We start from the raw sequence: 25,628 nt of genomic DNA on the forward strand, positions 1-25,628 counted from the left end.
CTCGTAGTGGGAAGTACGATGAATATAGCTGATATTGCCACTAGTGATTTTGTTGAACTCGACGCCGATGTCCGCCTCGGCAAAGTGCGCTCGATCTTCGAGCGCGAGAACCCCAAGGGAATCGTCATCACCGAGGACGGGGCGTACGCCGGTGTGATTACCCAGAAGCAGCTGGTCCAGTCCCACGTCGAGGACAACGCCAAGGCAGGTGCGATGATGCGGTCGGCCCCGAAAGTCGAACGCCACGACGACGTCCGCGAGGTCGCTCGCGTCCTCGTCGAAGGCGGTGCGAAGATCGCACCGGTCTTCGAGGGGGGCTCGCTGTGGGGGGTCGTCACTGGCGACGACATTCTCGAAGCCGTCCTGGAGAATCTCGATGCCCTCACCGTCGAACAGATCTACACCAAAGACGTCGTCACCATCACCGAGGAGACCCACGTCGGGCAAGCGATCAACCTCCTGCGCAAGCACAGCATCTCTCGTATCCCCGTGCTCGACGACGACGGAGACCTCTCTGGCATGGTCACGACCCACGACATCGTCGACGTGGTCGTCCGGGATATGAACAAGGCGACGCGGGGCGACCGCTCCGGCGAGAACGACCGCGTCCTCGATCTGCCGGTCTACGACATCATGAACAGCCCCGTCGCGACGACCTCTCTCGACGGTTCGGTTCGAGATGCCGTCGAGCGGATGCTCGAAAACGACTTCGCCGGCCTCGTCGTCACCCCGGACCACGACGACTCGCTGGTCGCCGGGATCGTCACCAAGACGGACGTGCTCCGCGCGCTGACGTTCACCGAGGAGGAGCATATGGACGTACAGATCACCAACATCAACCTCCTGGACAACACGATCTCTCGGGACGACATCCGCGAAGAGATCGGCGACGTGGCCAGCAAGTACCAGGACATGCAGGTCCAGCACGCCCACGTCCGCTTCCACGAGCACAAGGAGAAACTCCGTGGCACGCCCCTGATCCAGTGCCAGATCCGTCTGCGGACCAACAAGGGCCAGGCCGCCGGCTCCGGCGAGGGCTACGGCTCCGACACGGCGTTCAACGTCGCTCTCGACAAACTCCAGCGGAACGTCCTGGAGATGAAAGGCGTCCGCGCCGACGAGGAGTACCGCGGCCAGCTGCTGCGGAAGCTGGGCGAGCTGTAGCGCCCTCCTTCCTCTGTATCCGCCGAGCCCCGCGAGGCGGTTCACTCGATCGAACGGTGCGAGGCGCGCCGAAGGCGGCCCTCGATGTGAACGGGGAACGAACTGACCCGTGAACGGAGTGAGATCGAGCGTTTTTCACCCACGTTTTTACGCGAGGGTTCCCGCAGTGAGCGAAGCGAGCGAGGAAACCCGACGCGGAAAAAGGTGGAGGAGTACCGCGGCCAGCTGCTGCGGAAGCTGGGCGAGCTGTAGGGGTCGACGGCGTTCTTTTCCACACGTTTTGATCGGGCATCTTCGCTCTGGCACGATGGAGTATCGCGGCACCGTCACGGCGCGGTTCGGCCGTCGTTCGAGCGTCGCTCTGCCAGCAACAGAACGACGCCACCGAGGAGCGTCACGTAGACTCCGACGTCGGCGATAAACATGCCAATGATTCCGTATTTACCGACACAAAAAGTGACGGACGTCACTACTGCGACGGTTCCGACCGACACTCGAAACGAACTCTCGCTGACCCATTTGAGGTCACTGACCATTCCCAGAGCAGTGACGAGCGCAAGTACGAGCGTGACGAGACCGTACGTTTCTGTCCCGGAATGCATCCCCGGTAGTCCGACTGTCAGGATCGCCTCGTGCGTCGGGTTAGCCCTGACCCACGGTAGATACGCCCCAACGAGGAGAAAACACAGACCGATCCAGACTCGTCTCCGTGAGTGCATCGCTATCTCGTACACTGCCCGCTGGAGGTTGTAGTTCTTCTGTCCGATATTTCGGTCAAATGACTGGAACGACCACGCTGGCAGTCGGAGAACAGCCAATCAGATACGGCCGAAACTTCCGTGTCGAAGTTCGTCCCGACAGTATTTTTATGGAGTGTGCGAGTGAAATTGAAGACGCGAACCGCTCGATTACGATCGATACTCGTCGATGTCGACGGCGCGTCTCGTCTCCTCGTGTGTGAGATCGCTGTCGGCGGAGACGATCGGTGCGCCCCACTCACGGCCGACCGCAGCCACGAGTCCGTCGACGCCGTCGAGATACGGTCCGCCGGCCGGAATCTCGTCTGCGATCCGGGCAGCGGTCTCGGACAGTTCCGCATCGACTTCGACGACCTCTACCCAGCCCAGCGCCTCGATCGCTTCCTCTAAGTCGCCGTCTGGGTGGTTGCCGACGCCGACGATCGCTTCGGTGTACGCTGGTGCGGGTGCGATCCAGGTTTGGTCGGCACCACCGTTGGCCTCGTAGTACTCTCTCGTCGCCGAGAGCCCACTCATACGGATTATTGTAGCGATTTACCGGTGATCGTCTACTCCGTGGCGACGATCACCGGTAAGCAACTACAATAAACCGTATCAGGTAATCGATGAGAAAATTCGCGTCCAGGACTCTCATCGATCTCCCAGCCGCTCCGCGCGGTCCGCACGCTCGTCTCTGGCCTTGGCTCGTTTCGTCCGGATCCACTCACCTTGTTCCTCGGACAGCACCCCGAACCCGTCGTCGAAGTCACTCTCCGTGGTGTCGGCGATCAATCGTTCGAGGACGTCGTTGTACGACTCGCCCTCGCGTCGCCGGTGTTCGAGGCGTTCTTTGATCCGTTCACTGACCCGGATCTGTTCGTCGGCGGTTGCCATCGCTCGTGTCGACGTTGGCGTTGACAGAATAAATCGTTTGGCTCTCCCCATCCGGTCGTGTTCAGATAAGAGATCAGTGCAGGCAGTCTGAAGCACCGAAAGCCCTCGTACAGTTGCGGTCCCGCGACTCGCTGTGCGCGCTTCGCGTGCTTGTTCTGAGAGAGCAAGCTCTCTCGACGTTCGCCTCTCTTCGTTCGGGTCACCTTCGTCGGGGTTCCCGCAACTGTACTCGCCCTTTCATCCGCCAGGGTTCAGACTGTGAGGCAGCCGAATCCTGGCGGATGAAAGGGCGAGGCCCGCTCCGGGGTTCTGCGGCGGCACTATCCGAACGGAGTGAGGATATCCGCCACAGAACCCCGGAGCGGGCCGAGGGCTTTCGGTGTCTCCAACTCAGAAAATGCAGCGGCTTATCTGAACACTACCCCCCATCCGGTCGTGTTCGGATATGAGATTTGAGAGGGCACTACTCAAGCGCCGAATGATTATTAAAATTACAAGAGTCGCTCAAATACCGGAATTCGTATAACCTGACAATGTTGGAAACAGGAACAGTAGAAGAAGTAGTATCGCTAGAACTGCGTGTTTGTAACGTCGGTTGTATCCCGAATATCCGGCGCCGAACAGGAGTCCAAGGATGCATAGTGCATAGATGATAGAAGGGATGTTTACACCAAACATATTTACAACCCGCTTCGACTACATTAGAATTCTACGATTTCCGGATAATAGTGTGCAATAGACTAGCTGATACTAACAGCTATGATAAACTGCAGGTGGCCGTAATCTGGGTGGTCTGATGTCTCTGTGAGCGTATCTGAGAACTCATCTCGTAGCTTTTCCCAGCCAGGATCGTTCCCCCGTCCCAAGTTTGTACCTGTACTGATGTATCGGAGGTATAGCCCAACGTACAGTGACCATGTCTCCATCCGTCGTGAGGCGGGGATGAATTGACCAGGACGCCCACTGGAGATGACCAATGGGCGGACTACCTGTTGTGTTGGGCGGCATTCGCGCGACCGAGTGGTCCGAAGGACCCGGCAGGTCGCGCAATTCACCGGACGAGCGAAGCGAGTCCGGCCTTTTTCACCACCGGGAGAGCTCGCTCTCCCGAGCCTCACTTCGCTTCGCTCAGTGAGACCACGTTTTTGCGCAAGTGGTTCGCGCACCGCGCGAACCCGCAGCCGAAAAAGGTGGTCTACTGGAAGCCGATGCGGCCGCCACCGCGGGTCTGCTGGGGTTCGCCGCCGCCCTTGAATTCGTCTTGCATCTGCTCGTAGTAGTCGCGGATGTCGTCGGTGATCGTCGGGCGCACGTTCTCCATGGCCTGCCGGAAGTGCCTCATCTCGACCATCTCGGCGTCGTCGTCCTCGCGCAGCGCCTCGATGGCGGCCTCGCGGCCGATCGACTCCAGGTCGGAGCCGACGTAGCCGTCGGTCATCTCCGCGAGTTCGCGCAGGCTCACGTCCGGCGACAGCGGCGTGTCGTCGGTGTGGATCTTGAGGATCTGCTCGCGGCCCTCGATACCGGGTTCGCCGACCATCACCAGCCGGTCGAACCGACCCGAGCGGATCAGTGCCGGATCGATCATGTCCGGCCGGTTGGTCGCGCCGATCACCATCACCTCTTCCATCTCTTCGAGCCCGTCGAGTTCGGTCAGCAGCTGGTTGACGACGCGTTCGGAAACGTTGCTCCCGGTCTCGCCGCCACGTCCCGGTGCGAGGGAGTCGAGTTCGTCGAAGAAGATCACCGTCGGTGCGACCTGCCGGGCCTTCCGGAAGGTCTGACGGATCGCCTTCTCCGACTCGCCGACCCACTTCGAGAGGAGCTGTGGTCCCCGCACCGAGATGAAGTTGGCGTCAGTCTCGTTGGCGACGGCTTTGGCCATCAGGGTCTTTCCGGTCCCCGGCGGCCCGTACAGCAGGACGCCAGATGGCGGTGAGACGCCCATGCGCTCGAACTTCTCCGGGCTGTTCATCGGCCACTCGACGGACTCCTGGACCTGCTCTTTGGCGTCGTCGAGACCGCCCACGTCGTCCCAGGAGATCTTCGGGAGCTCGACCAGCACCTCCCGCATGGCGCTGGGACTCACCTCGTTGAGGGCCCCGCGGAAGTCCTCCCGTTTGATGATCATGCGGTCGATCAGGCTCGGCGGGATGTCCTCCTCGTCTAAGTCGATCTCGGGGAGGTACCGACGCAGCGCCTTCATCGCGGCCTCTTTGGTCAGGCTCTCGATGTCGGCACCGACGAAGCCGTGGGTCTCGGTCGCCAGATTCGAGAGGGCCACGTCGTCCGAGAGAGGCATCCCGCGGGTGTGGATCTGGAGGATCTCCTCGCGGCCGACCTCGTCGGGGACGCCGATCTCGATCTCGCGGTCGAACCGGCCCGGCCGGCGCAGTGCCGGGTCGACGCTGTCGACGCGGTTGGTCGCGGCGATGACGATGACCTGGCCGCGTGATTCGAGACCGTCCATCATCGTCAGCAGCTGGGCGACGACGCGGCGCTCGACCTCGCCGGTCACGTCCTCGCGCTTGGGCGCGATCGAGTCTAGCTCGTCGATGAAGATGATCGAGGGAGCCTCCTCGCTGGCGTCCTCGAAGATCTCCCTGAGTTGCTGTTCGGACTCGCCGTAGTACTTCGAGATGATCTCCGGACCGGCAATAGAAAAGAAACTGGCGGAGGTCTCGTTGGCGACGGCCTTCGCGAGCAGGGTCTTGCCCGTACCCGGTGGACCGTGGAGCAACACCCCCTGTGGCGGCTCGATGCCGAGCTTCTTGAAGATCTGGGGGTGTTTCATCGGCAACTCGACCATTTCGCGGACCCGCTGGATCTCACTGGAGAGGCCGCCGATGTCCTCGTAGGTGATGCCGCCGCCGGTCTTCTCGAAGCCGCTGATGGGCTCTTCGCGCAACTCCACGTCCGTGTCCTCGGTGATGAGACAGACGCCCTCCGGCTCGGTCTCGACGGCGATCAGCGGGATCGCCTGGCCCGGCGAGCGCATGAACGGGTGGTTCGTACTGGACATTACGGGGACGATGTCGCGCTCGACGACCGGGCGCTTGAGGATCTGGCGCTTGACCATGCCGGCCGCGTCCGAGCCGAACTGTACGCTGGCTTCCTCCGGCGGAGCCAGCACGAGCTTGTCGGCCTTCTCGGCGTCGGCCTTGCGGATCGTCACGCGTTCGCCGATGCCCACGTCGGCGTTCTGTCGCGTGAAACCGTCGATGCGCACCGTGTCGGTGTTCCAGTCCTGTCGATCCGCACGCCACACTTTCGCGGCGGTGGTCTCACTTCCCTCGATCTCGATGATGTCGCCGGGCGAGAGCTTGAGATGCAAGAGCGTGTCCGGATCCAGGCGAGCGATACCGCGCCCCGAGTCGTTCGGGTACGCTTTCGCGACCTCCAGTTGAACCTCGTTCATAGTTAGTCTGCGGGGATACCTGATTTCAGTCGTGACCGGAGATATGCTTTATGCTACCGGCGGTCCCCTGTCCGTCCGGTAGGTACTTATGTTATCATGTGTCACACTGCCACGGCCGCGCTACCGACGCCGCCACAGTCCGTCGGTTGAACCTCCGCATGTCACACTTTGCCGTGGTGGTAGCTTTCATAGGGCTGGCCGAGAAAGCCGCGACTATGGTGTTTCTCGTCCCGTACGACGGATCGTCGCCGGCCCGTGCAGCACTCGAACGCGCAGTCGAGTACGGTACGCCACTGGATCGCGACGTCGTCGCCGTCAGCTACATCCCGACTGGTAACAGCTACGCCGAGCGTCGTCAGTGGGTCGACCCCGACGACGAGTTCCCCTTCGAGACGGTCACGCAGGACCTCGAACGCAAGATCGAGGAGGCGACCGACGACACGGAACTGCGCTACACCGACGTGAGCGCCCACTCTCCCGCGGGCGGCTCCTCCGAGGAAGTCCGCCAGACCGCCAGCGACGTGGACGCGACCGTCCTGTTCGTCGGGAGCGACGACGAGGAGTCGGTCGTCGTGCCGGTCGGTGATGGCACTGACGAGGAGTACGACGTACACGTCGTCCGCGGCTGATCGGCGCTTCGCGGTACTTTTCTTTTGGCGCACCGACGCCACGAGTATGCGAACACTCGCTTTCGACGGCCGGATGGGTGCCAGCGGCGACATGCTGCTCGCTGCCCTCCTGGCCGTCGGTGCCGATCGAGACGCCCTCGCCCCCGTCGAGGACGCCCTCCCGATCCGGTACGACGTCTCCGAGACGGTCGAACGCGGGATCGGTGCGACGAGCGTCGCCGTCGTGTTGACCGACGCAGACGAGACTCGGACGGACGGGACCGACGAGGACTCCCAGATGCCCTCGAAGGTACCGAAACACGACCACAGCCACGACCACGCGGACGACAGTCACGATCACACTCACGGCGGTACTGCCGCCGAGGGACACGGTCCGTCTCGCTCGCTGGGCGAGGTCCGCGAGATCGTCGGGGAGATGACCCTCCCCGACGGCGTCGAGCGCGACGCGCTGGCGATCTTCGAGATTCTGGGCGAGGCCGAAGCCGCGGTCCACGACACGACCCTCGACGAGATGCACTTCCACGAGGTCGGGGCCGACGACGCCATCGCCGACGTGGTCGGCGTCTGTCTCCTGCTGGACGACCTCGGCGTCGAACGCGTCGTCACGACGCCGCTGTCCGCGGGCGGTGGCACCGTCGAGATGAGCCACGGGACCTACCCCGTTCCCGGCCCCGCCGTCGTCGAGATCGCCGAGCGGGCCGACTGGTCGCTCGCTGGCGGACCCGTCGACGCCGAGTTGCTGACGCCGACCGGTGCGAGCATCCTCGCACACGTCGCCGACGGCGTCGACGCGCTGCCGGAACTCGCCGTCGAGGCGTCTGGCTACGGCGCTGGGGGGTACGACTTCGAGAATCGACCGAACGTCCTGCGGTCGATCGTCGGCGACGGTGGCGGCGGGCTCCGGCGCGACGAGATCACCGTCCTGGAGACGAACCTCGACGATACGACGCCGGAGGTACTGGGTAGCTTGCAGGAACGACTACAGGACGCGGGGGCGCGAGACGTGTCGATCCTCCCGGCCACGATGAAGAAGTCACGACCGGGCCACCTCGTCAAGGTGGTCTGCAAGCCGGCAGACAGCGAGCGCGTCGCGCGCCGACTCGCCGAGGAGACGGGAACGCTGGGCGTTCGGGCCCACGGTGCCGGCCACCGCTGGATCGCCGACCGCGAGATCGTCACCGCCACCGTCGAGATCGACGGCGACGCCTACGAGATCGACGTGAAGGTCGCCACCGACAGCGAGGGCACCGTCTTCGACGTGAGCGGCGAGTACGACGACGCCGCGGGGGTCGCCGACGAGACCGGACTGCCCGTCCGCGAGGTGCTTCGGCGGGCCGAAGACGCCCTCCGGTAACTGGTCAGGGATCTGCGCGCTGACGGTCGGTCGCCAGCGAGTCGTCCAGGACCGTCTTCGTGATCGCGACCGCCCCGACGGCCACGAGCAGGAAGCCGGCGATCTCGGTCAGGAAGCCCGAGACGCTCAGCAGCGGGCGCTGGAGGAAGCGTGGCAGCAGGGCGACGACGATGGACAGCGGTTCGAGCACGTTCCAGTTCCGGAGGGCCAGTCCCACGAAGACGACGCCGTAGAGGACGAGCAGTTTCCGTTTGGCCGCGTACGCGAGCGTCGCACCGAGTGGAGGGCGCATGGTTCGATGAGCTTGCGGGCGTGCAAAATGGATTTCGGGTCGTCGCCGACCGGTCACGCGTCGTTGGTGTCACCGTCGTCGCGGTGCTCGGCCAGCGCCTCCTCGATCGTCAACTGCCCGTCTGCGACACGGCGGGCCAGCGCCTCGCCGATGGCCCGGTTCGTCTCGCTGGCCTCTCGGGAACGCTCCTTGATGCGCTTGAGTTCGCCCGCCGTGGGATCGATCTCGCGGGACTCGATCTCCTCGCCCTCGATACGGGCGATGTTGACCGCCGCGAGCACGTCTCCCATGCCGCGGGTTCCCGTTCCGAGGTGTGGCGTCGTCCCGGTCTCGTCGACCAGTTCGACGGTCACGTCGCCGAGGTCGTCGATGATCCGCGCTCCCAGCAGTCGCGCGCCGTCGCCGATCCGGACGAGCGGGTCGACCGCTTCGGCCAGCTCCTCGTGGACGGCCTCGGCGACCCGATCGGCCGGCACCTGAAACGCGGCGACGATCATCTCGCCCGAGCACACGGCGATGCCCGGCCGGTCACCGGGGTCGATACCGACGATCAGTTTCCCGTCGCCGCCCCGCAGGAGCGCGGCCACCTCGTCGACGGCCCGGCGCGGGTTTTCTGGATCGGCCCGGACCACGTCGACGCCACCCGGGTCGTGGGACTCGTCGGCCGCCGTCACGACGACCGCCGTCCCGTCGGGCAGTTGGTCGCCGGGCTCGACCGTCGTGAAAGTCAGCCCGCGGTCCCGTAGCTCCCCGACCACCCCGTGATACACTTCGAAGTCCTCCGTTGCGACGACGATCACTGTTCGGAGGTTGTCGTGGCCCCTGCAAGTATTTACTGCCGGGCGAGCAACCGGATGGTATGTCCAACGCCGCCCCACGCTCGGCCCCCGCCCTCCCGTTCGAACCGCCCGATCCGCAGTTTCGGCTCGTCGTCGGCCTGTACGTCGCACTGCTGGTCGTCCCGCTCGTGCTGTTCGGTGCCGTCACTGTCGGCTTCTCGGACGCTGCGGCGCTCTATGGCGTCTTCCTGATCGCGGGCCTCCTCCTCGTCGCGGTCGTCACCTGGGCGCTCGGTCGCCTCGATGGCGCTGCCGTCAGACTGGGCAACAGTCGCCTTCGGTGGTTTCTCTCGCTTCCAGCGCTCGGTCTCATCGTCGGTTCGTTCACCACCCTCTCACGTATCGGCGGGATCGCGATGGTGGGATTCTTCCTCGGTCTGTTCGCCGCCCTCGCAGGATTGCTGCTGGCGGTGATGGCTCGCAGCCGCTACGTCAAAACGCTCCTCGACGCCGTTGACGTTGATGGCGAGTGGACTGCTGGCTGGCCTGCTGCCGCCAAGCGCCGCGTCGAATGGCTCGCTGCCGTGTCGATGCTCGCCGGTGTCGTGACTTTCGCCGGCGGTCTCGCGGTCGGCGGACAGTTCTGGTTCCCGGGCCAGTTTCTGGTTGCGATCGGGGCCGCGATCACGGGCTACGGCCAGTCACAGGACTACGCGGTGACGCCGGCCGGCATCACCGTCGAACGGGGCGGCTTCCGACGCTTCTACGAGTGGAGTCACTTCGACGGCTACACGCGGACCGACGACGCACTCGTCTGCCACCGCCCCCGTCGCGTCGACGTTCGCTTCGCGCTGGACGACCTGGACGACCCCGACGCCGTCGAGGGCATCCTCAGTCGATACCTCGGCCGGTCCGAGGTCGCCAGCGTTTAGACGGGGCTCGGCGTAGTCTCGTCCGTGAGTGAGTACGTTTCGACCGGCTGCGCGGAGATCGACGACCTGCTCGGTGGCGGGTTCGAGCGCGGCGCGGTCACCCAGATCTACGGCCCACCAGCAGCGGGCAAGACGAACCTCGCGCTCAGTGGCGCGGTCGAGGTGGCGGCCGCCGGTGACTCGGCGCTGTACATCGACACGGAGGGGCTGTCGGCCGACCGGATGGAGCAGATCGCTGGCGCACGCGCCAGCGAGACCGACGAGACGCTCGCGGCCCTGGCCGAACGAATCGTCGTCTCCGAGGCGCTCGACTTCGAGGACCAGGAGGTCGCCGTCCAGGACGCCGCAGAGCTGGCCTCGCAGGTCGAGCTGATCGTCCTCGACAGCGCGACCGGCTTCTACCGGCTCGAACGGGACGACGGCGACGGCGGCGAGGCGCTGCGGGACGTGGCCCGCCAGATCACGCACCTGCTCTCGCTTGCCCGCAAGCACGATCTGGCCGTCGCCGTCACCAACCAGGTCTTCGCGGATCCGGACAGCGACGGCACCCGTGCCCTGGGCGGCCACACGCTGAACCACTGGTCCGGCGCGATCCTCCGACTCGATCGGTTCCGGGGCGGGAATCGGAGAGCGACACTGGAGAAACACCGCGCCAAGGCCGCGGGCGACACCGCCCAGTTCCGGATCACCGAGGCCGGTCTGGCCGGCGGACAGGACCGTTCGCTCGATTAGTAGATCAGTTCGTCGTCGTTCTCGACCATGTACAGCGTCCGGGCGGCGATGTTGACGGCGTGATCTCCGACCCGTTCGAGGTCTCGAATCGTCAACAGGAGACGCGACACGTCGTTCATCAGCTGTTCGATCTCCGTTTCGTCGGCACCGTCGCCGACCTCGCGCTCGATGAGGTCGCGGACGACCGCCTCGGAGGCGTCTTCACAGCGTTCGTCGATCTCGTCGTCGCGTTCGGCGATCTGGTAGCAGGCGTCGGTGTCCTCGTCGCGGTACCCCGCCATCGCGTCCTCGATCATCTCCAGGGTGTGGTCGGCGATGCCCTGAATGTCGACCTCGGGGAACATGTCCCGGTCGGCGGTGAGCGTGTACTCGCCGAGGTTGGTCGCCAGATCGGCGACGCGTTCGAGGTCGGTGATGATCTTGAACGAGGCGGCGATAAAGCGCAGGTCACCGGCGACGGGCTGTTGGAGCGCCAGCAGGTCGACACAGTCCTGTTCGAGTTCGAGGTACATCTGGTTGATCTCGTCGTCGCCCTCGATGACTTCCCAGGCCAGTTCCTCGTCTTTCTGTTCGAGCGCGTCGAGTCCGACGCGGAACCGCTCCAGGACGACTTCGGACATGTAGAGTACGTCTTCCCGAAGCTCTTCGAGGCGTTCTTGATACGATTCGCGTGGCATGCACGGTCTTGCGCCGGACATCCGTATCAGGCTTTCCCTTCGCCCAACCGTCGACTGTCCACGTCGCTTCCGGACGCCGGTCTACACGGACGCTCGTCGTTGCTCATACGGACGGTTGTAGGCGTTTACCCAGTCGACCGCACGACGGCGTGCGGTCGATCTGGTAAAGACCTACAACTTTCCGTATCAGTCACCGTCCGTCTCGTGCTGCCGGCTGTCACGTCGTGACGAGATTCGCCACTCCGGAGCGGCGAAATCCCTCACAGATGGACAGCCGGTCGTATCAGTAGATCAGTTCGTCGTCGCTCTCGATCATGTAGAAGGTCCGGGCAGCGATGTTGACGGCGTGGTCGCCGACCCGTTCGAGGTCGCGGACGGTCAGGAGAAACTGCTTGGTGTCTGCCAGCAGCGCCTCGTGCTCGTCGCCGGCCGCGTCGTACGTCGCCAGGTATCGCACGAGGTCGTCGGCCGCGGCCTCACAGCGCTGGTCGAGGTCCGTATCGTCGGCCACGACCGTCCGACACTGCTCTGGGTCCTCCTCGACGTAGGCCGCGATCGCGTCGGCCACCTGGCTGCTGGCCATCTCGGCGATGTCGGCGATCGGGACGACGGTGAGGCGGTCGCGTCCGGGCGTCCCGGCGTACCGGCCGATGTTGGCGGCGAGGTCGGCGATTCGCTCCAGATCGGTGAGAATCTTGAACGTCGCGACGACGAATCTGAGATCGCCGGCCACGGGCTGTTGGAGCGCCAGCAGATCGATACACTCGCTTTCGAGTTCGAGATACAGCTCGTTGACCTCGTCGTCGCGCTCGGCGATCTCCCGGCCGCCGTCCTCGTCGCCGTCCTCGTAGGCGCGTGCCGCCTCGCGGAGGCGCTCGACGACCAGCGTCGCCATCGACGTGACGCCCTCTTTCAGCGTTTCGAGCTCGGTTTCGTAGCGATCTCGTGTCATGTGTCTCCGTTCGATCGGTAGCTCACTCGATCCGGACGCCCAGTCGGTCGGCCAGTTCGTAGAGGTCTGCGACCTCGTAGGTCGGCGTCGCCGAGAGATCGAGGTCGGCGCGGTGGTCACGCCGGAGGAACGCCGAGTCGATCCCGGCCCGCTGGGCAGCGACCACGTCTTTCTCGCTGTCGCCGACGTACAGCGCCGATCGCGTGCCGAGGTCGTCGAGCGCCGCCTCGATGTAGCTTGGGTCCGGCTTCCTGCGTCTCGCGCCTTCTATTGTGGGGACGCGTCCGTACGCGGTCTCGAAGTGTCTCCCGAGGTCGTGGTGGTCGAGGATGAACTCGATCGTCGCGTGCTGGTTGTTGCTGACGAGGCCGGTCCTGTGGGGCAGGGCTGTCACTGCGTCGCTGTCGTCGTACAGTGCTTTCTCACCGCTTCGAATCGCCTGGCGCTGGTACTCGCTGGCGATGGCTTCGCGCCGCTCCCAGAACCGTGCGGGGTCGATCCCGTACTCGCGTTCGAAGTCGCCGTCGGGTACGGCACCGGCGGCGACCATCTCGCGGGCGCGCGCCTCGTCGACCGTCACGTCGAACTCGGCGAAGGTGTCGCTTACTGCCCGGGCCAACCGTCCTCTGTCGGTCGGTTCGATGAGAACTCCGTCGTTGTCGAAGACGACCGCGTCGTACGCTGGTGCCATTCGTCGGCGTTATCCGAACTTGCCGGTGATGTAGTCCTCGACGCGCTGGTGCTCCGGGTTCTCGAAGATCGACTGCGTGTCGCCGAACTCGACGAGTTCGCCGCCGGTGAGGAAGACGGCGGTCTTGTCCGAGATCCGGGCGGCCTGTTGCATGTTGTGCGTGACGATGACGACAGTAAACTCTTCTGCCAGTTCCTCGATGAGATCTTCGATCTTCGAGGTGGCGATCGGGTCCAGCGCCGACGCCGGTTCGTCCATGAGGATCACGTCGGGGTCGACCGCGATGGCCCGCGCGATACAGAGGCGCTGTTGTTGCCCACCCGAGAGGTCGAGCGCTGACTTGTCGAGTTGGTCCTCGACCTCGTCCCACAGCGCCGCTCGCTTGAGCGCCGTCTCGACCTTCTGGTCTAAGTTCTCGGTCTCGTCCTGGATCCGCAGGCCGTAGGCGACGTTGTCGTAGATGCTCTTGGGGAAGGGGTTGGGGTGCTGGAACACCATCCCGATCCGGCGGCGCAGTGCGACCGGGTCAACGTCGTCGTCGTAGATGTTCTTGCCCTCGAAGTAGAGCTCGCCCTCGACCCTGGCGGCGTCGATGAGGTCGTTCATCCGGTTGATCGAGCGCAGGAACGTGGACTTCCCACAGCCCGAGGGGCCGATCATCGCCGTCACCTGATTCTCGGGGATCGACATCGTGATGCCCTGTAGGGCCTGTACGTCGCCGTAGAAGACGTTCAGGTCTCGGGCCTCGATGACGGTGTCTCGGCCGGGCTGGGCACCGCCGTCGGTGCCGTCGACCTCGATCGACTGGTCGACGAGTGGCTCACCCGACGGATCCGGGGTGGCAGTGGTCCCAACGGCAGCGGGATCGGTACTGTCGTCGCTCGTCATCTCGTTCTGTGTCATGGATTGTCACTCTCGTTGATACCGGTTGCGGATGACGATCGCAGTCGCGTTCATCACCAGCAACACCGCGAGTAGCGTGATCACGCCAGCGGCGAGGACGCCGTGGCGAAACGCCGGCTCCAGTTCGCTCGACCAGCTGTAGATCTGTCGGGGCATCATACCCGCCACGTCGAAGAAGCCGTTCGGGGCGAGTCGCACCGACGCCGCCGCCCCGATCATCAGCAGCGGTGCCGTCTCGCCGATCGCGCGCCCGAGCGCCAGGATCGTCCCGGTGAGAATTCCCGGCAGAGCTTCGGGCAGGACGACCTGACGGATCGTCTGCCAGCGGGTCGCACCCATCCCGTAGGAGGCCTGTCGGAACGAGTCGGGCACCGAGCGGATCGCCTCCTGTGAGGAGATGATGACGATCGGCAGGATCAACAGACCGACTGCGAGGCCGGCGACGACGATCGAGCCCTGGGGCCACTGGACGATCCGGATGAACAGTGCCAGTCCCAGCAGGCCGTAGACGACCGAGGGGACGCCGGCCAGGTTCCCGATGTTGATCTCGACGAGCGTGACGAACTTGCCCATCGGCCCCTCGGAGGGAGCGTACTCTTCCAGATAGATCGCCGCACCGACGCCGACGGGGAACGTCGCCAGGACGATCACGATGATCATCATCACCGAGCCGACCATCGCGGGGTAGATCCCGGCGTCGGCGGCGGTCCGCGAGGTCGCGCTGGTCAGGAACCCCCAGTCGATCCAGGAGTCGGGACCGGCGAAACCGGCGGCCTCCACGACGACGCTGCCGACGGCCACCCCGAGGACGGCGGTGACCGGGAAGGCCAGTCCGCGCACGCCCTCACGGCGGCCCACGACGCCTTCGACGTAGATGCCGACCGGCAGCGCGACGAACGCGACCAGCAGCATCCAGCCGCCGTAGCCGATCCCGAGCGCCGGGCCGGTGACGAGTCCCGCCAGCGCGCCGACGAGTGTCGCCCCGACGACCGCGACGCCGGCCCGGCGAGAGTCGCGACGCCGGGCGACGAACACGCCGCCGGCCACGGCGAGTGGCGCGACCAGCGTCCCGAGGAGCAACAGCCAGTTGGTGGGCACGTACGGCAAGCGCAACAGCACTTCTCGCAGACTGATCACGCGGTGGTACAGCCCGAAGTCGACGCCCAGCGCCGCCGCCAGGTCGGTGACGAGCCAGTTGAACTGGGCCGGCGGAGTCCCCAGGACCGTCACGATCGGCGCGCCAAACAGCACGACGAGGCGTTCGAGGGCCGCGTCGGGTCGCAGGCGTCCGTGGGCGACGATCAGGCCGCCGGCCGCGACCAGCGAGGTCACCAGCGCGAACCACTCGAGGATCGAGAGCAACTCGATGAACATGACCGCGAACCCGCCCGTGAGCAAGACGCCGACCACGGGGAGGCCGCTGGTCACGTACGCGACCTCGCCGGCCGGTTCGTCGAGCCGGTAGTAGTACACCGCGAGCGCGGCCAGCGGGACCAGCACGGTCGCGGCGTAGGTGAGGAGCCACCCGCTGTCGGCCGAGAGCGGTCTGAAAGCGTCGTTGGCGACGAACAGCAAGAGGAGCAACACGGAGACGAGCCCGAACGCGGTCGCCGCGAGGCAGGCGGCCTCGAACGCTCGCCCGCGGAGGTGGTTGACCGAGCTGTCGCCGCCGTGCCAGTCGACGTCCGGTTCCGTCGTCGCCATCAGTGCTCACCCATCGTTGTGTCGTTCATTCGTACTCCTCCCGGTATCGGGCTGCGATTCGGTTGCTCACGAGGTTCAGCAGGAACGTGATCGCAAACAGCGTCAGCCCGATCGCGAACATGCTGCTGAAACCGAGCTGACTGACGCTGTCGGCGCTGTTGATCTGGACCATCGCGGCCGTCATCGGCTGGAACCCCTGCCAGAGGTTCTGGAGCGGCTCCGCGAGGTTCAGCATCCGGGGCTGACTGCCGGCCGCGACGACGACGATCATCGTCTCGCCGATGGCTCGCGACAGCGCGAGGATGAACGAGGAGAAGATCCCCGACGCCGCCGCGGGCAAGACCACGCCGGTAGTCACCTCGAACTTCGTCGCTCCCATCCCGTAGCCGGCCCGCCGCAGCGAGTCCGGGACGGCGCTCATGGCGTCTTCGCTCAGGCTGGACACCATCGGGACGATCATGATCCCGACCATGATCGACGGGCTGAGGATGTTGAAGGTGTTGACGGGCAGGCCGATCGTCGCCAGGAACGGCGTCACGTAGACGAGCGCGAAGATCCCGTAGACGACGGTCGGAATCCCCGCGAGGACTTCCAGACCGGGCTTGAGCACCGAGCGCATCCGGTCGCTGGCGTACTCGCTGAGATACACCGCCGCCGCGACGCCGGTCGGCAGTGCGATCAGCGCGGCGATCACCGTCACCAGCAGGGTGCCACTCAACAGCGGGAGCAGCCCGTAGACGTCGCGGCTGAGGAGAAACTCCGTCCCGCCGAAGAAGTCGAGCGGGTTCACGAGCGTGAAGAAGGTGATCGCGTCCCGCGCGAGCAACACGACGATGCTGATCGTCACGAGAATCGACAGCGCCGCACACAGCAACAGGAGGTACCGGTACATCCGTTCGCGCGCCGCACGCCCGCGTGGTCTGGACGTGATATCCGGTTCGGGCGTCTCGGCGCTCATCGTGTTCGCTCCCGTGTGTGCTCCATGTGTATGTCCTGATACAGCACTGTTCTATCCAGCGACCTCTTCGAGCTTGGCGAGGTTCTCGTCGCGTTGCTCGGCGCTGGACGGGACGTAGCCGATGTCCTGAACCACGTCGGTTTCGGCCTGTTCGAGGTAGTACCGGACGTACTCGTACACTTCCTCGCGCTGGAGCGCCGACTCGGCGACGTAGAGAAAGAGCGGCCGCGCCATCGGGTAGGAGCCGTCCTTGGCGTTCGGGAGGCTCGGCGGCGTACACTTGTCTCCGGCCTCGGCCTTGATGTCGATCGCCTTGACGGCCTCCGAGTTCGAACTGTAGTACGCGTAGCCGAAGTATCCCATGCCGCCTCCGTTGTCGCGGATCCCCCGGACGATCGTCTCGTCTTCTTCGGTCGGCTGGTAGTCGGTCGTGTGCTCGATCTCCTCGCCGACGACGTGCTCGTTGAACCAGTCGAAGGTCCCGGAGGTCGAGGCCGGACCGTAGAGTTCGAGTTTCCGGTCGGGCCAGTCCTCGCGTACGTCCGACCAGCGGGTCACGTCGTTGTCGCTCCAGATCTGTCGCAACTCCTCGAAGCTCATGCACTCGACCCACTCGGCGTCGTTGTTGACGGCCGCCGTCAGCGCGTCGCCCGCCACCTGGAACTCGACCGGTTCCACGTCGTTGGTCGCACACTGGTCGACCTCAGCGTCCGTGATCGGCCGTGACGAGCCGTTGATGTCGGAGTCGCCGGCACAGAACCAGTTTTCGAAGCCGCCACCGCTCCCGGTCGGGTCGACGGTGACGTTGACGTTCCCGTGTTCCTCCATGAACTCCTCGGCCATGGTGTCGGAGATCGGAAAGACAGTGCTGCTCCCTTTCACGATGACCTGCCCGGAGAGACCGTCGCCGCCACCACCGTCGCCACCGGAACCGCCGCCCCACGCGTCCCGACGCGTGTTCTGGACACAACCCGACAGCGCCGTCACCCCGGCCAACCCACCGGCGATAAATCTCCGACGCGAAACGTCCCTGTTGGGGTCCCGTGTCATCGTCTGAAGCGTACTCAGGGGTGAATAAGTACTCTACTATGAAGAGTACCAAACTGTACGTAGTCTATATAGAAGTACGTTTGGTATAGATCATCAGTGGTATTTGAATCGGCCGAAACCATCCCGAGGCAGCCACACAGATGGTTTCTCGGGATTCGTCGAGCGCCCGATATCACTCCCGAGCGGGCTCCTAATCGATCGCTTTCGGTCGAGAAATCGTTTGTTACCCTCGACACGTCTCGTATTGTTGTCGCTATATAGTTCCATGTGGGTTTATGTTGCTCTGGCTGCGAGGGGCACCTATGGAGACGCGAAAGGTGCAGGTGACGGGTGGATCGACGTACACCGTCTCGCTTCCCAAAGAATGGGCGACCGAAAACGACGTGAGCGCCGGGAGCGTCGTGGAGTTTCACGCCGAAGAGGACCTCCTCCTGCTCTCGCCCCGGCGCGAGAACGGGCGCGTCGAGGGGACGCTCGACATCAGCGGTCTCGACGAGGACCACGAGCTCACCCGCGCGGTGATGACGATGTACGTGAGCGGCTTCGACGTGATCACTCTCGAGACGCCCCGAATTTCGCCGAAACAGCGCCGCGTGGTCCGCGACGCCGTCCAGGGGCTCGTGGGGCTGGAAGTGATCGAAGAGACCTCCGATCGAGTCGTCCTGCAGGACCTGCTGGACTCCTCGGAGCTGTCGGTCCACAACGCCATCACGCGGATGCAGCTGGTCTCGCTGACGATGCTCGCAGACGCCGTCGACGCCCTTGTCGAGGACGACGACGACCTCGCGGCCGACGTGATCCACCGCGACGAGGACGTGGACCGTCTCTGGTACATGGTCTCGCGCGTGTTCCGGACGGTGCTACGGAACCCGACGGCGGCGACCGAGATCGGGTTCCCCCGAGAGACCGTCTTCGACTACCAGTCCAGCGCTCGCCAGCTGGAGCGCATCGCCGACCACGCGACGAAGATCGCCGAGCTGTCCCGCGAGATCGACGCCATCAGCGGCGAGACCGGCGAGAAGCTCCGGACGCTCCGCGAGGAGGCCGCGACCGTGCCCGAGACCGCGATGGAGGCGCTGCTGGCCGACGACTCCGAAGCGGCGGTCGAGCAGGCCAACCAGGCCCGTGGCACCATCGAGGACGTCGACGCGATGGCCCGCGAGGTCGACGAGCAGGTCCGAGAGGCCGACCCCCAGAGCGCTCAGGTGCTCGGGCTGGTCGTCGACTCGCTGTCCCGGACCGCCGACTACGGCGGGAACATCGCCGAGAGCGCACTCCAGAAGGCCGCACCGCGTCCCTGATACGGCCGCCCTCGGCTACTCGTAGTACTGGCGGAGCGCCGAAGCGGCTCCAGCCGCGGTCTTTCGGTAGACTCGCTCTCCGTCCGGCGTCCGGACGGCGTACTCGTAAGTCCGGCTGTCGGGCTCGTACCAGCGGTCCTCGTGTCGATCGAGGATCCACGGCGACCCGCCGTCTGTTTCGGAGGGAAGCTGTGTCTCGGTGTCGTCCGTCACGTCCGTGTCCTCGCCGCGTCCCGTCTCGGAATCGGCGCTCCGGGGTGGCCCCGCCTCGACGAGCAGGTCGCCGTCGACCGGGTACGGTTCGATCAGGCCGGCAACCGGTTCGTCCTGGCTCGCGGCCGCCCGCGTCTGTTCCATCAACACGTCCTGCGTACTGACGGCCGACTCGTCTCCAGGCCGTCGCTGCTCGTAGCTTCCATCGGACTGCATCTCCCACACGTGGCGGTTGTCGGCCAGCGTCAGTTCGAGCACGAACTTCAGCTGTCGCCGGATCGTCGGGTCGTCGACGGGCGTGACCGCTTCGACCCGGTAGTCGAGGTTCCGGGTCATCCAGTCGGCGCTGCCGATGAAGTAGCGCGGATCGCCCGCCGTGTCGGCCGCCGCGGGGTCATCTGGTGCGGCCCCGTTCTCGAAGTAGCAGATCCGCGAGTGCTCCAGGAACCGCCCGACGAGGCTGTACACGTCGACGTTCCCGCTGACGCCCTCGACGCCGGGACGTAGCCGACAGATGTCGCGGACGATCAGATCGACGTCGACACCGGCCATCGCGGCGCGGTACAGTTCCTCGACGATGGCCGGGTCTTCGAGCCCGTTGACTTTGACGACGATCCGGGCCGGGCGTCCCGCCTGCGCGTACCGGGCTTCCCGGCGGATGTACCGCGTGAACCGCTCGCGCATCGTCACCGGCGCGATCAGGAGCTTCCGGAACTGCTCGTCCAGCGAGGGACCGGTGAAGAAGTTGAACACCGCCACGAGGTCCTGTCCGATGTCCTGATCGGCGGTCAGCAGGCCGAGATCCACGTAGCCTTTCGCGGTCTCGGAGTGGTAGTTGCCAGTGCCGACGTGAGAGTACAGCTCCACACCGTCGTCCTCCTCGCGGACGACCAGCGCCGTCTTCGTGTGCGTCTTCAGCCCGATCGTTCCGTAGGCGACGTGGATGCCGTGTTCTTCGAGCGTCCGGACCCATTCGAGGTTGTTCTGCTCGTCGAAGCGGGCCTTCAGCTCGACCATCACCGCCACCTGCTTGCCGTTCTCGGCCGCGTCGATTAGCGACTGGATCACCTGTGAGTCGCTCGTCGTCCGGTAGATCGCGGCCTTCACCGCCAGCACGTCGGGGTCGGTCGCCGCCTCGTGGAGGAACGACTGGACGGTCTGGGTGAAGTCGTGGTACGGGTGATGGAGGAGGATGTCCGTCTCGCCGACCCGCTCGAACACGCTCTGGTGGGTCGTGGTGTGTTCGCCGATCGCGGTCCGGTCGGTCGCGGTCAGCTGCGGGTGTGGTCTGGGCGTCCAGGCGTCTCGTTTCAGCGCCGGCCGGTCGAGGTCGACGAGGCGGTCGAACTCCCGGTAGTCCAGGGGCCCCTCCCGCTCGTAGATCTCGCGTTCGTCCAGCTCCAGTTGCTCCCGCAGCGTTTCGCGGGCGAACGGGTGGGCATCGGTCTCGATCTCCAGACGGACGACGGACGCGAACCGCCGCTGTTCGAGGACCTCCTCGATCATGTCGATCAGGTCCTCCGCGATCTCCTCGTCGCGCCTGACCTCGGCGTTGCGCGTCAGCCGGAACAGCGCCGTGTCGACGATCTCGACGTTGGGGAGGAGTACGTCGAGGTTGTTTCGGATCACCGCCTCGATCGGGACGTATCGCGCACCGGCTTCGAGTTCGACCAGTCGCGGCCGGTTGGGCGGGATCTTCACCCGCGTGAACGTCAGTTCCTCGCCGGGGGACTGGCGCGTGACGATCGCCAGCGACAGCGACCGATTCGAGATGAACGGGAACGGGTGGGCCGGGTCGAACGACAGCGGCGTCAGCGTCGGCAGCACCGAGTCCTCGAAGTACGTCCGCAGACGCGTTCGCTCGTCGGCCGACAGCGACGAGTAGTCGAGGATCTCGATGCCGGCATCGGCCAGCGCCGGCCTGATCGTCTCCCGGTAACACGCAGTCTGGGCGGCCAGCATCGGTCGCAGCTCGTCGTGGATCTCGCGCCACTGTTCCAGCGGCGTTCGGCCGTCGGGCGTGGCGTCGGTGACGCCGGCCTCGATCTGCTGTTTGAGGCCGCCGACCCGTTTCATCACGAACTCGTCGATGTTGCGGGTGAAAATTGACAGAAACCGGACCCGTTCGAGCAACGGCGTTCGTTCGTCCTCGGCCTCGTGGAGCACCCGCTTTTGAAACTCCAGCTCGCTGAGTTCGCGGTTGAGGTACAGCGACGGATCCGCGAGGTCCACGTCGTCCGGCTCGAAGGGCTCGATACCGACGCCGGCTGGGTCGCGCTCGCCGCCCATCTCACTCCTCCACCATCGGACGCGGATCGACGATACTGTCGGCGCTGCGCTCGACGTACGTCTCCGGTGGCTCGACGGAGACGAACTCCCCGGTCGAACACCGATAGGCCGTCAGCTGTCCCCCGTAGACACAGCCGGTGTCGAGCCCGACTGCCCACGGCGTGGCGAACGGCTGTGCCAGCACGGTGTGGCCGAAAAACACCGTCCGGCCGCCGTCTCGCGTCTCGAACCAGTAGGGCCGGTCGTAGCCGCCGTCCGGGACCAGCGAGCGGTTGTTCAGCAGCTCCTCGGCGCTGTGCTCGGCCAGTGGCTTGCGGTGATCGATCCCGCCGTGGACGACGAGCGCGCCGTCCCAGGAGACGACGAGAGGCATCGACTCGACGAAGGCCAGGTCGTCGTCGTCGAGCGCGTCGAGCGACGCCCGGCCGTCGAGGAGCTTCTGCTCGTTGTTGCCCCTGACGCTGAGCAGGTTGTCCCGTTCCCGGACCAGCGACAGTGCGCGTCGACTGTCCGGCCCCTTCCTGACGAGGTCGCCGACGAAGACGAACAGGCTCCGGCCGTTGTCGAGTCGGTCGAGGAGCCGTTCGAGCGTCTCCGCACAGCCGTGTACGTCGCCGACGACGTACACCTCGTCCCAGCGGGACACGTCGATCTGACGGTGCTGTTTCGCGACGGTTGGTTCGAATGAGAGTGTTGCTGTCATCGTGTCCTGTCCGAATCGTCCGGACCGAGACGAGCGCCGTTGTAACTGGTTTATAATTGGACTCCAGAGCGGTACATATCGGTACGTATCGTAATCGAAACGCTGTCCGCATCGATCACACCGCCATCGTGCGATCGGGCGTCGGTTTTCGATGGCCACTGCCGTCGGTTTCCGACGCGTCCCGCAGGTGACCGTCGTCCCACGGCGGCCGAAAAGTGGGGTCTGGTGGCCCCGACTGGGATGGCGTGACGTGACGGGATACCCCGGGCTCGTGGGGTGGCGTGTCGACGACCGCGGATCGGGCACGGTCCGCGGCGTGGGGAACACACGCCACCTAGGGATCTGCCGGGACGGCCTAAAAGCGTCGCTAAGAGGTGTCCGGACCGCTACCGAGAGCTATAGTAGCCATTGAAAATCAATGTACACCCGATCGCACGACGGCAGTGCGATCGCTGTGTAAATCGTTTCAATTATTACTATATTGAGACGATCGAAACGGTTGTACGGATTACTCGATCAGGACCGCGTTGACCTGACCGTCCTGACCGGGGCGGGAGGTGACGCGGGCCCGGCCCTCGCTGGTCTCGACGATCGCACCCTTGGTGACGATGTTTCGGCGAGCGTAGTTCGGGTCGGAGGCGTTCTCGACGACGTCCTCGATGGTGGCCTCGACGACCTCGCCGCCGTCTGCGACGCTGGCGACGTTGGTGGTGACGGCGCGGAACTTCTCGGTGTTCCCGCGGGCGTCGACGGTCTTGAGCTTCTGGTCGCCGACGGTCGTCTCGGTGGACTCGTTGCCCAGTTCGTACTTTCGCTTGTTGCGCGACGGGCGAACGCGACCGCCGGTCCGCTTGCGTGTGGAGCGTCCCTGATCTTTCATACGGTAGCGATAGCCCAGCGGCTACTTGAAGCGTTCGATGACGAGCCGCCAGCGACCGACACCCTGATACGCCGCCCAGCCACACGTCTCGGCGATGAGTCTCCGCCGCGCCGTCGCCGCACCGTTCGCCAGAGACGGGAGCGACCGACTCGGAGAGAGCGAGTTCGTCGTCGCGCTGTCGCTGGATCGCGACTGGTTCTCGCCGGATCAGGCCAAGCGTCTCGTCGACGTGGCCGCCAGCGAGGGGCTCGTCGAGCGCGACGGTGACGACCTCGTCGTCGCCTTCGATCCCTCCGAGGTCTCGCTGCCGGACGGCTTCGCCCCCGACGAGTCGATCCTCCGCGAGCGGTCGACGTTCGAGCGCGTCCTCGCCGCCGTCGTCCAGCACGGCGAGGACAAACAGTCGGCGGTCGCGGCGATCAACCGACTCCAGGACGAGCTGGGCGTCACCCTGGAGGCTGCCGCCGTCGTCTACGCCCGTCGACGGGGGATCGACGTGGCCGAATTCGCCGAGCGCGCACGAGGTGATCTGTGATGGTCGAGGATCGAATCACCGACGGCAAACGCGTCGCACAGCTGCTCGCGTCGGAGCTGACGGGACTGGAAACGCCGCCGCTGGACCGGATCGACGTCGTCGATGCCACGCCGGAGGTCGAACCGACGGCGGACGGAACTGCGGCCTACGGCGTCGCGATCGACGGCGACCGGATCGGGACCGTGACGGTCTTTCCCGACGGTGCGACTCTGTCCGTCGACGGCTCGCTGCCCGAGGCGTTCGAGTCGGCAGACGGGATCGATGTCGAGCGCGGAGACGAGGGCGTCGTGGTCCGGATCGAGCACGGTGGTGCGGTCAAAGGTGCCGTCGACGCACTCGTCGCGATCACTGCCGCGTAGGCCCGGAGCTACCGCGAGACCGGCGATTCGACGAGCTTCCTGGAGGTCCAGGCGATGAACCCGGTGAGGATGAGCACGGAGCCAAGCACCGCGAGCGCCGCGGCCGCGAGCCAGACGGCCGTGGCAAAGCCCAGTATCGGCCCCAGCAGAGCCACGGTGATCGGCGAGAAGACCACCAGCAGCGATCCGATGCCGACGATGCGGCGCTGTTCACGCGTGAGATCGACACCGAGGGTGAAAATCTCCCAGCCGTCGTCCGGCTCCGGGGCCGCCAGTCCGACTGAGAACAGCGGGATCCCGACGAACACGAGCACGCCGGAGACGACGGAGGTCCAGAAGGTGTTTGCCAGCGGGAGTCCGAGCAGGGCCCCGATCAACACGAGTGCGAAGCCGCCGACGAGGCCGATCGGGCGGAGACGGGTATCATCGAGCACGGCGTCGAGGTCCGGAAGCTCCCGGGCGACGTGCTCGATGTCGAGCGAACGGTCCATAGGCGGGCCGACGGAAGCCAGCGATTTATAGACCCCGGTCCCCGTATCAAAAATCATAACACGCCACCCCGTCGGCGATCGACCGATGAAAACCGGGCCGACGATCGGGGGTCCGGCACGGAAGGAAACGCTTGTGTCGGTCGCCGACGCCAGATCGGCCATGGGATTTTTCGATCGACTCGGCCAGCGAATCGCGGTCGCAGACAGCGTCGTCTCGGTGGGTCTCGACCCGGACCCCGACCGACTGCCGGACTGTGTCGCCGACGCGGAGCTGCCCCGCTGGGCGTTCAACCGCCGCGTCATCGACGCGACCCACGAACACGCGGCCTGCTACAAGCCCAACGCCGCCTTCTACGAGGACGCGGACGGCTGGCGCGCGCTCGAAGAGACGATCGCCTACGCCCACGGCAAGGACGTGCCGGTGTTGCTGGACGCCAAACGGGGCGACATCGGGAACACCGCTCGCCAGTACGCCACGGCACTCGAGCTGGCCGACGCGATCACTGTCAACCCCTACATGGGCGGTGACTCGCTGGCTCCGTTCCTCCAGCGCGAGGACGGCGGCGTCTTCGTCCTCTGTCGAACGTCGAACTCCGGCGGGGCGGACCTACAGGACCTCGAGCTGGCGTCGGGCGGGCCGCTGTACGAGCGGGTGGCGACGCTGGCCGAGGCCTGGAACGAGCGGGGCAACGTCGGCCTCGTCGTCGGCGCGACCAACCCCGACGAACTCGCGGCGATTCGCGAAGTGGTCCCCGACCTTCCCTTCCTCGTCCCCGGTGTCGGCGCGCAGGGCGGCGACGCCGAGGCGGCCGTCGAGCACGGCCTGGCCGACGGCGTCGGCCTCGTCAACTCCTCTCGCGGAATCATCTTCGCCGGCGAAGACGCGGGCCGCGGTGCGGGCACCGACGAAGACGCGTACTTCGGCGCTGCCGAGCAGGCGGCCCGCCGGCTCAAAGAGCGACTGAACGAACACCGGGACTGATACGGAGGG

The 25,628-nt window shown here is 65.4% G+C and carries 26 protein-coding genes; 9 read left to right on the plus strand and 17 right to left on the minus strand.

The genetic code is table 11. The features are described from left to right. The first annotated feature begins 18 nt into the window (after nt 1–18). On the plus strand, nt 19–1,164 hold the full coding sequence (locus tag HMUK_RS08505) for a CBS domain-containing protein (RefSeq protein WP_015762732.1): 1,146 nt from the start codon (nt 19–21) through the stop codon (nt 1,162–1,164). A gap of 326 nt (nt 1,165–1,490) precedes the next feature. On the opposite strand, the gene HMUK_RS17180 is transcribed toward HMUK_RS08505, so the two are convergent. The 4 genes from HMUK_RS17180 to HMUK_RS08520 form a co-directional block, all read right to left on the minus strand. Next, nucleotides 1,491–1,766: a hypothetical protein gene (locus HMUK_RS17180; RefSeq protein WP_126967131.1), complete on the minus strand. Its 276-nt coding sequence runs from the start codon at nt 1,764–1,766 to the stop codon at nt 1,491–1,493. Nucleotides 1,767–2,072: 306 nt separating this feature from the next. Further along, on the minus strand, nt 2,073–2,438 hold the full coding sequence (locus tag HMUK_RS08510; protein WP_015762734.1) for a PIN domain-containing protein: 366 nt from the start codon (nt 2,436–2,438) through the stop codon (nt 2,073–2,075). Nucleotides 2,439–2,552: 114 nt separating this feature from the next. Beyond that, nucleotides 2,553–2,795 carry a DUF7557 family protein gene (locus HMUK_RS08515; RefSeq protein WP_015762735.1) on the minus strand — a complete coding sequence of 81 codons (243 nt, stop codon included), beginning with the start codon at nt 2,793–2,795 and terminating at the stop codon, nt 2,553–2,555. Nucleotides 2,796–3,990: 1,195 nt separating this feature from the next. Further along, nucleotides 3,991–6,213: a CDC48 family AAA ATPase gene (locus HMUK_RS08520; RefSeq protein ID WP_015762736.1), complete on the minus strand. Its 2,223-nt coding sequence runs from the start codon at nt 6,211–6,213 to the stop codon at nt 3,991–3,993. A 215-nt stretch (nt 6,214–6,428) separates the two neighbouring features. Between HMUK_RS08520 and HMUK_RS08525 the strand changes: the two genes are divergently transcribed. Both HMUK_RS08525 and larC read left to right on the plus strand, forming a co-directional pair. Next, the gene (locus HMUK_RS08525) at nt 6,429–6,842 is read left to right on the plus strand and encodes a universal stress protein (protein WP_015762737.1); all 414 of its coding nucleotides are present in this window, start codon (nt 6,429–6,431) and stop codon (nt 6,840–6,842) included. 46 nt (nt 6,843–6,888) lie between these two features. Beyond that, complete coding sequence (gene larC, locus HMUK_RS08530; protein WP_015762738.1) at nt 6,889–8,196, plus strand: nickel pincer cofactor biosynthesis protein LarC; 1,308 nt, start codon at nt 6,889–6,891, stop codon at nt 8,194–8,196. 4 nt (nt 8,197–8,200) lie between these two features. On the opposite strand, the gene HMUK_RS08535 is transcribed toward larC, so the two are convergent. Together HMUK_RS08535 and HMUK_RS08540 are read right to left on the minus strand one after the other, a co-directional pair. Continuing rightward, on the minus strand, nt 8,201–8,488 hold the full coding sequence (locus tag HMUK_RS08535; RefSeq protein WP_015762739.1) for a hypothetical protein: 288 nt from the start codon (nt 8,486–8,488) through the stop codon (nt 8,201–8,203). A gap of 53 nt (nt 8,489–8,541) precedes the next feature. Continuing rightward, nucleotides 8,542–9,288, minus strand: a complete 747-nt coding sequence (locus tag HMUK_RS08540; protein ID WP_015762740.1) for a hypothetical protein — start codon at nt 9,286–9,288, stop codon at nt 8,542–8,544. A 59-nt stretch (nt 9,289–9,347) separates the two neighbouring features. On the opposite strand from HMUK_RS08540, the gene HMUK_RS08545 reads away from it, so the two are divergent. Then, nucleotides 9,348–10,199: a hypothetical protein gene (locus HMUK_RS08545; protein ID WP_015762741.1), complete on the plus strand. Its 852-nt coding sequence runs from the start codon at nt 9,348–9,350 to the stop codon at nt 10,197–10,199. Between the two features lie 24 nt (nt 10,200–10,223). Continuing rightward, nucleotides 10,224–10,931 (plus strand): DNA repair and recombination protein RadB, encoded by a 708-nt coding sequence (radB, locus tag HMUK_RS08550; protein ID WP_015762742.1) that lies wholly within the window; start codon nt 10,224–10,226, stop codon nt 10,929–10,931. Here radB and phoU (HMUK_RS08555) read toward each other — a convergent pair. The 7 genes from phoU (HMUK_RS08555) to HMUK_RS08585 all read right to left on the minus strand — a co-directional run bounded on the left by phoU (HMUK_RS08555) (nt 10,928) and on the right by HMUK_RS08585 (nt 17,866). Then, a complete protein-coding gene (phoU, locus tag HMUK_RS08555; protein ID WP_015762743.1) occupies nt 10,928–11,608 on the minus strand; it encodes a phosphate signaling complex protein PhoU in 681 nt (226 codons plus the stop codon). The two genes, radB and phoU (HMUK_RS08555), sit on opposite strands and share 4 nt — an antisense overlap. Nucleotides 11,609–11,891: 283 nt before the next feature. Then, nucleotides 11,892–12,560 carry a phosphate signaling complex protein PhoU gene (phoU, locus tag HMUK_RS08560; protein WP_015762744.1) on the minus strand — a complete coding sequence of 223 codons (669 nt, stop codon included), beginning with the start codon at nt 12,558–12,560 and terminating at the stop codon, nt 11,892–11,894. Between the two features lie 22 nt (nt 12,561–12,582). Further along, entirely contained in the window at nt 12,583–13,251 is a 669-nt protein-coding gene (locus HMUK_RS08565) for an HAD family hydrolase (RefSeq protein WP_015762745.1), read from the minus strand. A gap of 9 nt (nt 13,252–13,260) precedes the next feature. Beyond that, entirely contained in the window at nt 13,261–14,154 is an 894-nt protein-coding gene (pstB, locus tag HMUK_RS08570; protein ID WP_015762746.1) for a phosphate ABC transporter ATP-binding protein PstB, read from the minus strand. Nucleotides 14,155–14,160: 6 nt separating this feature from the next. Further along, nucleotides 14,161–15,858 (minus strand): phosphate ABC transporter permease PstA, encoded by a 1,698-nt coding sequence (gene pstA / locus HMUK_RS08575; RefSeq protein WP_015762747.1) that lies wholly within the window; start codon nt 15,856–15,858, stop codon nt 14,161–14,163. Between the two features lie 25 nt (nt 15,859–15,883). Then, the gene (gene pstC / locus HMUK_RS08580) at nt 15,884–16,816 is read right to left on the minus strand and encodes a phosphate ABC transporter permease subunit PstC (RefSeq protein ID WP_015762748.1); all 933 of its coding nucleotides are present in this window, start codon (nt 16,814–16,816) and stop codon (nt 15,884–15,886) included. 51 nt (nt 16,817–16,867) lie between these two features. Continuing rightward, entirely contained in the window at nt 16,868–17,866 is a 999-nt protein-coding gene (locus HMUK_RS08585; protein WP_015762749.1) for a PstS family phosphate ABC transporter substrate-binding protein, read from the minus strand. Nucleotides 17,867–18,168: 302 nt separating this feature from the next. Between HMUK_RS08585 and HMUK_RS08590 the strand changes: the two genes are divergently transcribed. Then, the gene (locus HMUK_RS08590) at nt 18,169–19,167 is read left to right on the plus strand and encodes a phosphate uptake regulator PhoU (RefSeq protein WP_015762750.1); all 999 of its coding nucleotides are present in this window, start codon (nt 18,169–18,171) and stop codon (nt 19,165–19,167) included. Nucleotides 19,168–19,182: 15 nt separating this feature from the next. Here the strand turns inward: HMUK_RS08590 and ppk1 are convergent, their stop codons facing one another. The 3 genes from ppk1 to HMUK_RS08605 all read right to left on the minus strand — a co-directional run bounded on the left by ppk1 (nt 19,183) and on the right by HMUK_RS08605 (nt 23,252). Beyond that, nucleotides 19,183–21,669, minus strand: a complete 2,487-nt coding sequence (gene ppk1 / locus HMUK_RS08595) for a polyphosphate kinase 1 (RefSeq protein ID WP_015762751.1) — start codon at nt 21,667–21,669, stop codon at nt 19,183–19,185. Between the two features lies 1 nt (nt 21,670). Continuing rightward, nucleotides 21,671–22,372 carry a metallophosphoesterase family protein gene (locus tag HMUK_RS08600; RefSeq protein WP_015762752.1) on the minus strand — a complete coding sequence of 234 codons (702 nt, stop codon included), beginning with the start codon at nt 22,370–22,372 and terminating at the stop codon, nt 21,671–21,673. Nucleotides 22,373–22,880: 508 nt separating this feature from the next. After that, nucleotides 22,881–23,252 carry a 30S ribosomal protein S8e gene (locus tag HMUK_RS08605; RefSeq protein ID WP_015762753.1) on the minus strand — a complete coding sequence of 124 codons (372 nt, stop codon included), beginning with the start codon at nt 23,250–23,252 and terminating at the stop codon, nt 22,881–22,883. Nucleotides 23,253–23,346: 94 nt separating this feature from the next. Here HMUK_RS08605 and HMUK_RS08610 point away from each other — a divergent pair, with 94 nt between their 5' ends. Together HMUK_RS08610 and HMUK_RS08615 are read left to right on the plus strand one after the other, a co-directional pair. Further along, the gene (locus tag HMUK_RS08610; protein WP_015762754.1) at nt 23,347–23,787 is read left to right on the plus strand and encodes a DUF2240 family protein; all 441 of its coding nucleotides are present in this window, start codon (nt 23,347–23,349) and stop codon (nt 23,785–23,787) included. Beyond that, a complete protein-coding gene (locus tag HMUK_RS08615) occupies nt 23,787–24,146 on the plus strand; it encodes a hypothetical protein (RefSeq protein ID WP_015762755.1) in 360 nt (119 codons plus the stop codon). Before HMUK_RS08610 ends, HMUK_RS08615 begins: the two co-directional genes overlap by 1 nt. A gap of 8 nt (nt 24,147–24,154) precedes the next feature. On the opposite strand, the gene HMUK_RS08620 is transcribed toward HMUK_RS08615, so the two are convergent. Next, entirely contained in the window at nt 24,155–24,637 is a 483-nt protein-coding gene (locus HMUK_RS08620) for a hypothetical protein (protein ID WP_018259057.1), read from the minus strand. A 160-nt stretch (nt 24,638–24,797) separates the two neighbouring features. Here HMUK_RS08620 and pyrF point away from each other — a divergent pair, with 160 nt between their 5' ends. Further along, nucleotides 24,798–25,619, plus strand: a complete 822-nt coding sequence (gene pyrF, locus HMUK_RS08625) for an orotidine-5'-phosphate decarboxylase (RefSeq protein WP_015762757.1) — start codon at nt 24,798–24,800, stop codon at nt 25,617–25,619. The last annotated feature ends 9 nt before the right edge of the window (nt 25,620–25,628 follow it).

Source organism: Halomicrobium mukohataei DSM 12286, from assembly GCF_000023965.1.
Classification (GTDB): Archaea; Halobacteriota; Halobacteria; order Halobacteriales; family Haloarculaceae; genus Halomicrobium; species Halomicrobium mukohataei.

Bases quoted from the DNA above. Each gene is read 5' to 3' on its own strand.
- HMUK_RS08515 (WP_015762735.1), bottom strand. From the start codon at position 2,795: ATGGCAACCGCCGACGAACAGATCCGGGTCAGTGAACGGATCAAAGAA.
- HMUK_RS08545 (WP_015762741.1), top strand. From the start codon at position 9,348: ATGTCCAACGCCGCCCCACGCTCGGCCCCCGCCCTCCCGTTCGAACCG.
- HMUK_RS08590 (WP_015762750.1), top strand. From the start codon at position 18,169: ATGGAGACGCGAAAGGTGCAGGTGACGGGTGGATCGACGTACACCGTC.
- phoU (WP_015762744.1), bottom strand. From the start codon at position 12,560: ATGACACGAGATCGCTACGAAACCGAGCTCGAAACGCTGAAAGAGGGC.
- HMUK_RS08525 (WP_015762737.1), top strand. From the start codon at position 6,429: ATGGTGTTTCTCGTCCCGTACGACGGATCGTCGCCGGCCCGTGCAGCA.
- HMUK_RS08610 (WP_015762754.1), top strand. From the start codon at position 23,347: ATGAGTCTCCGCCGCGCCGTCGCCGCACCGTTCGCCAGAGACGGGAGC.
- HMUK_RS08605 (WP_015762753.1), bottom strand. From the start codon at position 23,252: ATGAAAGATCAGGGACGCTCCACACGCAAGCGGACCGGCGGTCGCGTT.
- HMUK_RS08520 (WP_015762736.1), bottom strand. From the start codon at position 6,213: ATGAACGAGGTTCAACTGGAGGTCGCGAAAGCGTACCCGAACGACTCG.
- pstB (WP_015762746.1), bottom strand. From the start codon at position 14,154: ATGACACAGAACGAGATGACGAGCGACGACAGTACCGATCCCGCTGCC.
- pstC (WP_015762748.1), bottom strand. From the start codon at position 16,816: ATGAGCGCCGAGACGCCCGAACCGGATATCACGTCCAGACCACGCGGG.
- HMUK_RS08585 (WP_015762749.1), bottom strand. From the start codon at position 17,866: ATGACACGGGACCCCAACAGGGACGTTTCGCGTCGGAGATTTATCGCC.
- HMUK_RS08600 (WP_015762752.1), bottom strand. From the start codon at position 22,372: ATGACAGCAACACTCTCATTCGAACCAACCGTCGCGAAACAGCACCGT.
- HMUK_RS08565 (WP_015762745.1), bottom strand. From the start codon at position 13,251: ATGGCACCAGCGTACGACGCGGTCGTCTTCGACAACGACGGAGTTCTC.
- pyrF (WP_015762757.1), top strand. From the start codon at position 24,798: ATGGGATTTTTCGATCGACTCGGCCAGCGAATCGCGGTCGCAGACAGC.
- HMUK_RS08620 (WP_018259057.1), bottom strand. From the start codon at position 24,637: ATGGACCGTTCGCTCGACATCGAGCACGTCGCCCGGGAGCTTCCGGAC.
- HMUK_RS08505 (WP_015762732.1), top strand. From the start codon at position 19: ATGAATATAGCTGATATTGCCACTAGTGATTTTGTTGAACTCGACGCC.
- ppk1 (WP_015762751.1), bottom strand. From the start codon at position 21,669: ATGGGCGGCGAGCGCGACCCAGCCGGCGTCGGTATCGAGCCCTTCGAG.
- HMUK_RS08615 (WP_015762755.1), top strand. From the start codon at position 23,787: ATGGTCGAGGATCGAATCACCGACGGCAAACGCGTCGCACAGCTGCTC.
- pstA (WP_015762747.1), bottom strand. From the start codon at position 15,858: ATGGCGACGACGGAACCGGACGTCGACTGGCACGGCGGCGACAGCTCG.
- HMUK_RS17180 (WP_126967131.1), bottom strand. From the start codon at position 1,766: ATGCATTCCGGGACAGAAACGTACGGTCTCGTCACGCTCGTACTTGCG.
- phoU (WP_015762743.1), bottom strand. From the start codon at position 11,608: ATGCCACGCGAATCGTATCAAGAACGCCTCGAAGAGCTTCGGGAAGAC.
- HMUK_RS08535 (WP_015762739.1), bottom strand. From the start codon at position 8,488: ATGCGCCCTCCACTCGGTGCGACGCTCGCGTACGCGGCCAAACGGAAA.
- larC (WP_015762738.1), top strand. From the start codon at position 6,889: ATGCGAACACTCGCTTTCGACGGCCGGATGGGTGCCAGCGGCGACATG.
- HMUK_RS08510 (WP_015762734.1), bottom strand. From the start codon at position 2,438: ATGAGTGGGCTCTCGGCGACGAGAGAGTACTACGAGGCCAACGGTGGT.